We start from the raw sequence: 12291 nt of genomic DNA on the forward strand, positions 1-12291 counted from the left end.
CTTAAACAATCTAGTGATTACATTAATGAAGATACAAATGAAAGAGGCAACTACGATCACAATATTGAAAAAGGTAAAGAAATAGTTGACCAACAAACAAACCCAACGATGTCACCAAGCTATATTAATGAAATTACAGATAAAATTAATAACGCTAAAAACGATTTACATGGTTCTCAAAAACTAGAAAAAGATAAACAACAAGCAACTGAAAATATCAATCAAATGACAGGTTTAAATCAAGCTCAAAAAGATCAATTAAATAAAGAAATCCAACAAGCTCAAACTAGACCTGACGTTGAACGTGTCATCAATAAAGCAAAACCATTAAATCAATCAATGGAGAATTTACGTCAAAGCATTAAAGATGTGGATAATGTAAAACAAACAAGTAATTACATTAATGAAACTCCAAGCGTTCAAAACAATTACACTAGTGCTGTAGATCAAGCGAAAGAAATCATTGATCAAACGTCTAACCCAACGATGAATCCATTAGATATTAATCGTGCTATATCTAAGGTTCGAACAACCAAAGATGATCTTCATGGCGAACGTAAACTCGACAATGATAAACATACGCAAACGTATGCAGTTAATCATTTAGATCACCTTAACCAAGCGCAAAAAGAGGCTTTAGCACATGAAATAAATCAAGCAACTACCGTCACTGATGTAGATAATATCTCCAACAAAGCTAAAGCGTTAGATGATGAAATGAAGAAACTTAAAGACATCGTTGCACAACAAAATAGCGTAAGACAATCAAGCAACTATATCAACGAGGATAGCGCTCCTCAACAAGCATATAATGACGCTATTAACGATGCACAAGCTATCATTGATCAAACGACTAATCCAACAATGTCTCATGATGACATTGAAAATGCGATTAATAAAATAAAAGAAAAAGTTGCAGCATTAGATGGAGAACATAAATTACAACAAGCGAAAGAAAATGCAAATAACCTCATCGATAGCTTAAATAATTTAAATACACCACAGAAAAATGCTGAAAAAGCACTCATCAATAATGCAAAAACAAGAGACAAAGTGACTGAACAAACTCAAGTGGCACAAGAGCTCAATAATGCAATGGGCGGTTTAAGAAACAGTATTCAAGATCAAGGATCTGTGAGACAAGATAGTAAATATGTCAATGAAAATTACGACAAACAACAAGCATATAATAGTGCTGTACGTGATGCAGAATCTGTCATCAATGAACAAACTGCAACATTAAACAAAGATACGATTACACAGTTAACTCAAGCTGTTAACAAAGCCAAAGACGCATTAAACGGTGTTAAATTGCTCAATGCAGACAAACAAGCTGCACAACAATCACTACCTACATTGAGTCATTTAAATCAAGCGCAACAAGAAGCTTTCAATACTCAAATTAACAATGCACATACACGCTCTGAAGTTCAGCAAATCATTGGTCAAGCTCAAAATCTGAATAATGTGATGAAATCATTAGAAGATAGCATCCAAGATAAAGACCAAGTGAAAAAATCTAGTAACTATATCAACGAAGATCCTAATGAACAACAGGCTTACGATAATGCAGTGACTCAAATTGAGAATATTCTTCACCAAACATCTCAACCAACAATGTCCGTTGATGATCTTAAAAATGCGATCAATCATATCAAAAACGCTAAAGACCAACTTGCAGGACAAAGTAAACTTGATAAAGCAAAAGATCAAGCAGATAAAGAATTAAGTAAGCTTGTCGATTTAACTTCATACCAAAGCAGTAACGTAGGAAATCAAATTTACACTGCTAAGACAAGAACTGAAGTTGCTCAAGCATTAGAAAAAGCAAAAACTTTAAATGATGCGATGAAAGCTCTAAATGACGTATATAAACAAACATCTAAAGTCATCCATAGCAGTCAATTCATTAATGAAGATCAACCAGAGAAAGATGGATACAAACAAGCGATTAAAGATGTTGAGGCAGTCATTTATAAACAAACGAATCCAGAAATGGATCCGACAGTTATAAATAATTTGACTCACCAACTTGAAAATGCACAAAACAATCTCCATGGTGATCAAAAACTTGCTCAAGCAAAACAAAATGCTGCCGACACAATAAATGGTTTAACACATTTAAATGAAGCTCAACGCGAAGCAATCATTAACCAAAATACAAACGCAACAACTCGTGAACAAGTGAAGAAAAACTTAGATAATGCGCAAGCACTCGATCAAGCAATGGCATCACTGGATAATGTAGTTGCAAATAAAAACAACGTTTTAAATAGTAGTAAATATTTAAACGAGGATCCTAAGTACCAACAACCTTATGATCAAACGATTGCGGCTGCCGAACAGTTAGTCAACCAAACTACTAACCCAACACTCGACCCTAATCAAGTTGACATCATTAAGAATAGAGTACTCACTGCTGAAGATAATTTACATGGAGTTAAAAAGTTAGACTCTGATAAAGCTATGGCGAAATATGACATTGCTGACATGAAAAATCTTAATGACGCTCAAAAACAAGCAATCACTCAATCAATTAATAACGCGACATTAAGAACAGAAGTTAAACAACTTCTACAACAGGCTAAAGATCTTAACTCAGTAATGAAAGACCTAAAAGACAAAACGAAACAAACTGAGGCTGATAAAACTTCACCAAACTATACTGAGGCTTCAGATGATAGAAAAGAAGCACTAAATCAAGCACTCGCTGACGCACAAGCAATGATTGATAAAGCACACGGATCAAATGCTACGCATGACCAAGTTCAACAAGTTCTAGACAAGCTTACTCAAGCGAATCAAAATCTCAATGGTAATAAACGTGTAGCTGAAGCTAAAACTGATGCAAGTAACACTATCGATCATCTTAAATATTTAAATCCGAGCCAACAACAAACTGCCAAAGATAATGTAGAACAGGCAACGAAACTTGCTGAGATTGATGCAGCTAAAGCCAATGCTCAAGTATTAAACAAATCAATGGGTCAATTACAACAATTTATCAATGATGCTCAATCAGTTGAAAACAGCGATAATTACAGACAAGCAGACGATAGTAAAATTTCAGCTTATGACGATGCTCTAGAACAAGCTCAAGCTATAGTTCAAAAGAACGCAACGGAAGATGAAGTTAAACAAGCAATTCATCAAATAAGTCAAGCTAAAAATAACTTAAATGGTATTGCAAGACTCGATGAAGCTAGACCTAAAGCATTAGATTATATAAACTCACTTGATAAAATAAATAATTCTCAAAAAGCTGCCTTAATCGATAAGGTTAACCAATCACACGACCTTATAGAAATAAATCATTTCGTTGATGATGGAACAAACTTAAACGATATCATGCATGATTTAGCACAAGCAATCATCGATAATTACGCACCAACAAAAGCGAGCATTAACTACATTAATGCCGATAGCCAACTTAAAGATAACTTTAATCAAGCGATCAATAACGCTCGTGACGTACTTAATAAAGCTAAAGGTCAAAATCTAAACTTTGAAACAGTAGATTCACTTAAAGATGCTATTTCAGAGGCGAAAGATGCGCTTAATGGTATAGAACGACTCAAAGCTGCTAAAGCTAAAGCGGACAAATTCATCGAAAGTCTCGCACATATCAATCAAGCTCAACTCGCACATGCACTCAAAGAAATCGCTAATTCAGATACATTAACGAAATTAGCTCGCATCGTCGATAAAGCAAATGTTTTAGATGAAGCTATGCAAGCACTGAAAGACGAAATCACTCGGAATGCAGCTCCTGTTCAATCTAGCTTAAATTACATTAATGCTGACGAGGATCTCAAAGATCAATTCGATCATGCTTTAAGTAATGCTAGAAAGGCGATTGTCAAAGCTACAGGTAAAAACTTAGATGAAACTGAAATTGAAGGTCTTAAACAAGCAATTGAAGATACTAAAGATACACTTAACGGGGAACAACGTTTGGCTGAGGCTAAAGCGAAAGGTCAACAGTACCTACAAACTTTAACTCATTTAAATGATGCGCAACGTAATGCTGCTGAAAATGAAATAAAAACATCAGAAGATCTCACTTCATTAGCTGAGACAATTTCAAACACTACTAACTTAGATGAAGCAATGAAAGATTTACATGAAACATTAGTAAATAATGCTACACCTGTCCATGCGAGTGTTAATTATGTCAATGCTGACGATGATTTAAAACAACAATTTGACACAGCACTTCAACAAGCTAGAAATACGCTTGCTAAAGCTACAGGCGAACCAGCTTCAATCGATGAAGTTCGTGGACTTTCACAAACAATCGAAGACACTAAAGATGCACTAAATGGGGAACAACGTCTAGCTGAGGCTAAAGTTAAAGCTGAAAAGGTATTAAAAACATTTAAAGACCTAAATAATGCGCAACGCGAAAGCTCTATGTCTCAAATGAAAGCTACAGATAATTTACAAGATTTAACACAAATTGTTGCTACAGCTTCTGATTTAAATGATGCTATGAGAGATTTAAGAGATAAATTAAAATCTACAGTTAATCCGGTTAAAGCAAGCATCAATTATCAAAATGCTGACTATAACTTGAAACGTCAATTTAACAAAGCAGTTAAAGATGCAAGAGAAGCACTAAGTAAAACAAAAGGCGAAAATCTTAACGAAAGAGATATACAAGGCTTATCACAAGCGATTGATGACACAAAACAAGCATTAAACGGTGAACAACGTCTTACTGAAGCTAAAATAAAAGCGGACAAATTCATTAAACAACTTGATGCGCTAAATGATGCTCAAACTGACGCTTTAACTCATGATGTTAATGCTTCTGACAACATTAAAGATATTACTCAAATTGTTAATGATGCTTCAAACTTAAATGAAGCTATGAAGACTTTACAAGATACTGTAAATCAACTAGATCAACCTACGAAGAACAGTATCAATTATCAAAATGCTGACGAAGACTTAAAATTACAATTCGATCATGCTATACAAGTCGCTCATGATGTACTGAACAAAAAAGATGGTTCTAACTTAGATATCGATATCATCAATGGAATGACTCAGGCAATTCAAGATGCTAAGGAAGCTCTAAACGGTGAACAACGCCTTAACGATGCTCAAACTAAAGCGCACAAAGCCATTGACGATACACTCAAACATCAACTTGATGAAATTAACAAAGCTAATGCGACTGACGAGTCAAAAGCACAAGCTAAAAAAGCAGCTGAAGATGCGGCTAAAGAAGCGCATACAAATATTGATCATGCGAATTCTAACAAAGCTGTTCAAACCGCTAAAAATGACGGCACAATAGCTATTAACAATTCGCATGCTGATGAATTACCTAAAGCTAAAATTGATGCGAATAATGAAATTGATCAAAAAGTAAAAGATATTTTAAATAATATAGATCAAAATCCTAATTTAACTGCTAAAGAAAAAGACAAACTTAAAGCTGATTTAGAACATACAGTTAACGACATCAAAAAACGTATTGACCAAGCAACTGATAAACAAACGATTTCAGACGAAAAAGCTAAAGTCGATCAATTGCTTAAAGATACACAAGCAATCATCACTGCAAAAGAACAAGCGAAACAAGCAATTAAAGAGTTAGCACAACACAAACGTGACGCTATCAAAAACAATCCTGACTTAACAGATGTTCAAAAGGCACACGCACTCGCCGAAATTGATAAAGCAGAGCAAGAGGCACTTAAACAAATTGAACAAGCAAATTCTGTCGATAATATTAAACAAACCAAAGATGACGGTCTCAATAACATTGCTCAAATTACAATTTGGGATACTGACCAAGCACCATTAACACTTCATCGACCAGAGTTAAGCCTCCAAGATGCACTCGTCACAGGAAATGTTGTTGTTCATAGAGATGAAACGATTACGATGAATGACATTGAACACGCATTAACTTTAACTGACGATCTCAAAGTGAAAATTATTTCACTACCAAATACCGATAAAGTTGCCAATGATTTAACTGCAAAAGTTGAAATTACACTTGCCAATGGTTCACAAGTGATTGTCGATGTTCCAGTAAATGTAATCGAAAAAGAACTTCAAGTTGCTAAAAATGAAGCATCTCAACAAATCAACCAAGTTACACAACAAAAACTTGATGAAATTGATAAAGATCAATCATTAACTGAAAAACAAAAAGAACAAGCAAAAGCGGAAGTTCAAAAACTTAAAGAACAGGCACTTAACAACATCAATCAGTCTACAACCGTTGCAGATGTTGAGAAAATCCAACAAAAAGATAAAGATGACATTTACCATTTTGATTCTAAACAATTTATTTTAGACAAAGCTAAAAAAGACAATAAAGCTAATGTTCAGAAAGCAACTGAAGAAGGCGTTAAAGAAATTAAACACATTACAGATTTAACACCAGATGAACAAGCGAAGTTTGCAAAACAATTACAAGAACTTCAAACTAAAGTGAATGATAAGATTAAAAATGCTAAAGATTTAGATGAATTAAAACAAATCATCAAAGATTTCAATACACAACGTGATCAAATTATTGCTCAAGCTCATTTGTTAGGTGAAAAACATAAAGCAGACCGTAAATTAGATAATGTTGTAAATAATAGAACACAACAAATCTTAGACAATATGTCTGCTACTCAATACCAAAAACAATTAGCTATTAGTCGCATCAAACAAATTCAACTTGATACAATGAATGCAATTCACAAAGCTAAAACAATTGCAGAAGTTCAAGAAGCTTTATTAAATGGTATTCGACGTATCTTAGCTGTAGGATTTGATAATTCATTCGATTCTATATCTAATCAAACAAATGCGCTATCTCATAGAAATCTGTTTGAGGTGAGATTGAAAGACCAAGATGTACAAAGCCATATTGGTCAAACTGAAACTTATAAAGAAGTATTAAGTGGTGCCGGCGTTGAACCAGGTAAGAAAAAACATAAAGAAGATGGACCTAAACATGTTAATCATCATGATGATAGTTTCATCGACAGAATAATCGATGATTTCGGTAAAGCTGTAGGATTTATAACTCTCACTGGTTTACTTTCTGGATTCTGGTTAGTATTTGCTAAAAGACGTAAAAATGAAGAAGAGGAAGAAAAACTTAGAGATAACAAAGATCATCAAATTTCCGATTCTAAAAAAGCAGCGCCACTCATAGTAGCTAAACGTAAAAAAGATAAAAATGAAGAAACACAAATAGACGAAGATGATAAAAAGGGAATTCCTGTTGCAAAACGCAAAAAAGACAACCAACAGGAAAATAAGGAAGTTAAACAACAAACAAAGAAAAAAGTTCAAATTTCACAACCTAAATCCAAATATTCTTCACGCACTGCATCCAAAAGCAAAACGACGAAAAAAGCTACAAACCAAGTTACGAAAAAAGGGGCAAAAAATAAAAAACGCTCAAAAAAATAAAACTAAATAACAGAGAGAAATAAATAAACAGGTTATAGGGAGTCATTCCTATAGCCTGTTTTTTATGCTTATTTAGTTAATTTATATAATGCTTGTTGTGCATATTGATTCGCTTCTTTATTTTGTTCTCTAGGCACCCACTTAACAAACATTAACTCAAAACTTTGCTCTAAAATTTCCATATTATCAAAATAAGGTTTAAATTTAGCATTTTTAACGCGACCACTATTCACGCTATCCTCAATCAATTTAGAATCTGTATAAAGTAAGGCATTAATAACATTTAATTCTCTAGCATGTTCCAGCGCATGCAACATCGCTGCCCATTCTGCACTGTGATTATCCATTTCTCCTAAATCATGGGTGAAAACATGTCGTTCTGATTCTTCTTTCACAACGATTGCGCATGCACTTCGTCCTGGATTACCTTTCGTTGCAGCATCAAAATATATTTTTGCCATCTCGTTTACACCTTCATTCCATAAATTTATTTTTATTGTAGCAAATCTTCAAATGATAGAGTCAAAAGATAATCATTAAAGCCATACGAAATATAGCATCATCACGAGATTACGCATTATCTTTCTCCCACGTTCCGTTTACTCTTTTTAATTTTAAAAATAAAAACTGTCGACTAAGTTATAAAACAAAGCCAACAGTTATATTTAATAGCCTTTATCAAGTTTTTGAATCTTACCTTTGCGATAGAAAGATTTAGCAATGTATCCAAACGGTACATTGAATATAGTTGAAATAAGTTTTAATAGGTAAGTAGTTATAAATATTTCGAATACTGCCATGCCTGGTAATGTACCCGCAAATGCAATAATAACGAATAATGCTGTATCAATAATCGAACTTAACATTGTACTTCCGTAAGCTCTGATGATAAACGTTTTATCTGAACTAAATATCTTTTTAATCAGTGAAAAGATAAATACATCAACATGTTGACCGATGATATACGCAACAATAGAACCTAGAGCAATTCTTGGAACTAAATCAAATATTGTCTTAAGCGCACCCTGCGCAGTATCTTCAGGTGCTGGAATAAAATGTAATGACATTTGCATAACAATAATCATCACTAATGTTGATGAAAATCCTAACCATACAGCACGTTTAGCAACTTTTCTACCATAAATATCATTTAAAATATCAGTTGCTAAATATATGGAAGCGAACATGACATTCCCAAGTGTCGCTGAAATTCCGAATATATGAATCGTTTTAATAACTTGAATGTTAGCTATAATCGTTCCCATTGCGACCCAAGCAATTAAACCGTGTTTCCCAAAACATCGATACATGAGAACCATTAAGATAAATGTAACAATAAATGAAGCTACACCAAAAATTTCATTAAACATCTTACTTCCTCCTAAATTTTGTTAAAGCGGGTGTTTAGAAACCGCAAAAAAACAACTTACTTAGTTTACTCGAAATATAAAAAATATGCAATAGGGTAACAAAAAATTACAAAATACAAACTTCTATGCTTTCATATGAACCCTATCTAAATTTCGTTTCAAAACGACCGATTAAATACGAATTGATTATTTCAAATTACCACACTTTCAATGCTATAATACAACCATGCAAAATATGTGATGAATCATTTAAAAAGTTTATAGCTAAAGGAAGTGGAAGCTATACTCACTTATTCAGAACAAAAAGCGATTAATAAAATCGATCGACTAATGAACACTTATTGCTATCAATGTCCCTTAAAGTCTCATAATAGAAAGACTGAAGGTAAGACACAGGCACATCATTTTTGCATTAATGAGTGTTCAGTAGGTAAACAAATTAAACAAATCGGGAACGAGCTACAATAGGAGGACATCTTTATGGAAATCGTAGCAATTTCAGAAACACCTAATCACAATACAATGAAAATTTCTTTAAGCGAACCACGCCAAGATAATTCATCAACAACATATACTTCTGCGAAAGAAGGCCAACCAGATTTCATCAATCGACTATTTGAAATTGACGGCGTTAAATCCATCTTTTATGTGATGGACTTCATCTCAGTTGATAAAGAAGATGACGCAAATTGGGATGATTTACTACCGCAAATTCAAGACGCTTTCAACGAATAATAGTTTGTTTTAATCAAAAAGGGGGCCATACAGATGGAAATTGTTCGTGTAGAGCCTACGCCCAGTCCCAACACAATGAAAATTGTATTATCTGAAAAACGTGAAGATAATCAATCGAACACCTATACTGAAGTACAAAATCATCAGCCACAATTTATTAATGATTTACTTCAATTAGAAGGTGTAAAATCCATTTTTTACGTGATGGATTTTTTAGCAATAGATAAACAACCTAAAGCTGATTGGGAAAGTGTACTACCACAAATTACATCTACACTCAACAACGAGTCTAATTTAGAACAGGAAACTCAACCAGACGAACATTATGGTGAAGTTCGTGCAGAAGTATTGATGTTTAAAGGAATTCCTTATCAAATCAAACTCACAACTAGTAAAGAAGAGAAACGTCAACAGTTGCCAGAAATTTATATCGATAAAATGTTAGAAGCACAAAAAGACAATGATAATGTCGTTTTCTTAAGAAAGTGGGAAGATTTCGGTATTAGATACGGGGATGTATCAGAAGTGATGGATGATGTGTATGAAGAAGTGATTGCACTTTATCCTGAAGAGCGATTAAATGAACTCGTAAAAGTTGCACTTGAAACTGACATCGTCGTACCTGAACAACATTATCAACACGTGACATTAGATGAATATAATAAAGCTGAAGATTGGAAAGCTCGTTTAAGAATGCTTAAATCCTTTCCAACGCCAACATTTGATGACATACCTTTATTAGAAACTGCTTTAAACGAAGACAAAATCCCTTTAAGACGTGAGGCAGTCGTTCTATTAGGTATGATAGAGGATGAAGATATTTTACCTTATATTTATCGAGGACTACATGATAAAAGTCCAGCCGTACGCCGAACAGCAGGCGACTGCTTAAGTGACTTAGGTTTCAAAGGAGCTTTACCCGAAATGGAGAAAGCACTTGATGATCCACAAAAAATTGTCAGATGGCGTGCTGCTATGTTTGTATTTGATGAAGGAAATGAAAATCAATTATCTTCTCTTAAAGCTCATGCAGACGACCCTGCATACGAAGTTAAATTACAAATTGAAATGGCAATTTCTAGAATTGAAAATGGTGATGAAGCACTAGGCTCAGTCTGGAAACAAATCGCCAATCGCGAAAGATAATGCATTAAGGAGTGTTTATATGAACGGTTACGAATCTTATATGAGAGAATTAGCTCAGCAAATGCGTGCAGAGCTCACTGAAAATGGATTCAAAAGCTTAGAAACAAGCGATGACGTCCAACAATATATGAAAGATGTAAACGAAGACGAAACAACTTTCGTTGTGATTAATTCAACATGTGGCTGTGCTGCAGGATTAGCTAGACCAGCTGCCGTAGCAGTCGCAGAACAAAATGAAGCAAAACCAACACATAAAGTGACGGTTTTTGCTGGACAAGATAAAGAAGCCACACAAACTATGCGTGATTACATCCAACAAGTACCTTCAAGTCCATCTTATGCTTTATTTAAAGGTCAAAACTTAGTTCACTTCATTCCACGTGAACATATAGAAGGTCGCGACATCAACGATATTGCCATGGACTTAAAAGACGCTTTTGATGACCATTGTCAATAAATGAAATCCATTATACCGAGTACACATGTAATCGCTGTGTAGCTCGGTTTTTTTATACAAAATAGGAAATTTGTAATCTTAAATGGCTCTCCCTATAAACAGTTAACGTTTTCTAGTATAATATTCAGTAATATCATTTATCATAATTCATTTTTAAAAACGTTATTCACATAAAGGAGCTGTACACATGCATAATCCATTCGATGAAGCATATCATAGCTTATGCGAAGAAGTATTAGAAATAGGAAACCAACGTGATGATCGTACACATACAGGTACAATTTCTAAATTCGGACATCAACTCAGATTTGACCTTTCAAAGGGGTTTCCATTACTCACAACTAAGAAGGTTTCATTCAAATTAATAGCCACTGAATTGTTATGGTTTATTAAAGGTGATACAAATATTCAATATTTACTTAAATATAATAATAATATTTGGAATGAATGGGCCTTTGAAAATTATATTCAATCCAACGACTATCAAGGTCCAGATATGACGGACTTTGGTCATCGTTCTCAACAAGATCCTGAATTTAATGAACTGTATAAGGAAGAAATGAAAAAATTTAAACAACGTATACTGAATGATGACGATTTCGCACGTCAATATGGTGATTTAGGTAATGTATACGGTAAACAATGGAGAGATTGGGAAGACAAAGACGGTCGTCATTTTGACCAACTTAAAACAGTGATCGATCAAATTAAGACAAATCCTAATTCTCGACGTCATATTGTGTCTGCTTGGAATCCTACAGAAATCGATACAATGGCCTTACCACCATGTCATACAATGTTTCAGTTTTACGTGCAAGATGGTAAGTTAAGTTGTCAGTTATACCAACGTAGTGCAGATATTTTCTTAGGCGTACCATTTAATATTGCAAGCTATGCCTTACTTACGCATTTAATTGCGAAAGAATGTCATCTTGAAGTAGGAGAATTCATTCATACGTTCGGTGATGCACATATTTATTCTAATCATATTGATGCAATTGAGACGCAACTCGCACGAGAAAGTTATCAAGCACCGACACTGAAGATTAATACAGACAAATCTATTTTCGATATTAATTATGAAGATTTAGAAGTCGTTGATTATGAATCACATCCTGCGATCAAAGCACCTATTGCAGTTTAATTTTACTA

Annotated in this window: 8 protein-coding genes (1 of these 8 only partly in view); 6 read left to right on the forward strand and 2 right to left on the reverse strand. The window is 34.0% G+C overall.

Features of this window, described 5'->3' with window-relative positions:
* On the forward strand, positions 1–7431 hold the final stretch of the coding sequence (ebh, locus tag JMUB898_RS07160) for a hyperosmolarity resistance protein Ebh (protein ID WP_126501963.1). Its footprint begins 23031 nt before the window's first position; 7431 of the gene's 30462 nt are visible here — the last part of the coding sequence; its start codon lies beyond the left edge, outside the window; the stop codon is at positions 7429–7431.
* Between the two features lie 68 nt (positions 7432–7499).
* Here ebh and JMUB898_RS07165 read toward each other — a convergent pair whose 3' ends face one another.
* On the reverse strand, positions 7500–7892 hold the full coding sequence (locus tag JMUB898_RS07165) for a ribonuclease HI family protein (RefSeq protein ID WP_002442902.1): 393 nt from the start codon (positions 7890–7892) through the stop codon (positions 7500–7502).
* A 204-nt stretch (positions 7893–8096) separates the two neighbouring features.
* Positions 8097–8801: a queuosine precursor transporter gene (locus tag JMUB898_RS07170; RefSeq protein ID WP_002442901.1), complete on the reverse strand. Its 705-nt coding sequence runs from the start codon at positions 8799–8801 to the stop codon at positions 8097–8099.
* Between the two features lie 273 nt (positions 8802–9074).
* Here JMUB898_RS07170 and JMUB898_RS07175 point away from each other — a divergent pair, with 273 nt between their 5' ends.
* From JMUB898_RS07175 to JMUB898_RS07195, 5 genes are all read left to right on the forward strand, one after another.
* Positions 9075–9269 carry a zinc-finger domain-containing protein gene (locus tag JMUB898_RS07175; protein ID WP_002442900.1) on the forward strand — a complete coding sequence of 65 codons (195 nt, stop codon included), beginning with the start codon at positions 9075–9077 and terminating at the stop codon, positions 9267–9269.
* Positions 9270–9281: 12 nt separating this feature from the next.
* Complete coding sequence (locus tag JMUB898_RS07180) at positions 9282–9536, forward strand: NifU N-terminal domain-containing protein (RefSeq protein WP_002442899.1); 255 nt, start codon at positions 9282–9284, stop codon at positions 9534–9536.
* A gap of 33 nt (positions 9537–9569) precedes the next feature.
* Positions 9570–10682, forward strand: coding sequence for a conserved virulence factor C family protein (locus JMUB898_RS07185; protein ID WP_002442898.1), 1113 nt, complete (start codon positions 9570–9572; stop codon positions 10680–10682).
* A gap of 19 nt (positions 10683–10701) precedes the next feature.
* Positions 10702–11139, forward strand: coding sequence for a bacilliredoxin BrxA (gene brxA, locus JMUB898_RS07190; protein WP_002442896.1), 438 nt, complete (start codon positions 10702–10704; stop codon positions 11137–11139).
* A 187-nt stretch (positions 11140–11326) separates the two neighbouring features.
* The gene (locus JMUB898_RS07195; protein WP_002442894.1) at positions 11327–12283 is read left to right on the forward strand and encodes a thymidylate synthase; all 957 of its coding nucleotides are present in this window, start codon (positions 11327–11329) and stop codon (positions 12281–12283) included.
* Positions 12284–12291: the final 8 nt, after the last annotated feature.

Source organism: Staphylococcus caprae (assembly GCF_003966625.1).
Taxonomy (GTDB): domain Bacteria; phylum Bacillota; class Bacilli; order Staphylococcales; family Staphylococcaceae; genus Staphylococcus; species Staphylococcus caprae.

Bases quoted from the DNA above. Each gene is read 5' to 3' on its own strand.
- JMUB898_RS07165 (WP_002442902.1), bottom strand. From the start codon at position 7,892: ATGGCAAAAATATATTTTGATGCTGCAACGAAAGGTAATCCAGGACGA.
- JMUB898_RS07170 (WP_002442901.1), bottom strand. From the start codon at position 8,801: ATGTTTAATGAAATTTTTGGTGTAGCTTCATTTATTGTTACATTTATC.
- JMUB898_RS07180 (WP_002442899.1), top strand. From the start codon at position 9,282: ATGGAAATCGTAGCAATTTCAGAAACACCTAATCACAATACAATGAAA.
- JMUB898_RS07185 (WP_002442898.1), top strand. From the start codon at position 9,570: ATGGAAATTGTTCGTGTAGAGCCTACGCCCAGTCCCAACACAATGAAA.
- brxA (WP_002442896.1), top strand. From the start codon at position 10,702: ATGAACGGTTACGAATCTTATATGAGAGAATTAGCTCAGCAAATGCGT.
- JMUB898_RS07195 (WP_002442894.1), top strand. From the start codon at position 11,327: ATGCATAATCCATTCGATGAAGCATATCATAGCTTATGCGAAGAAGTA.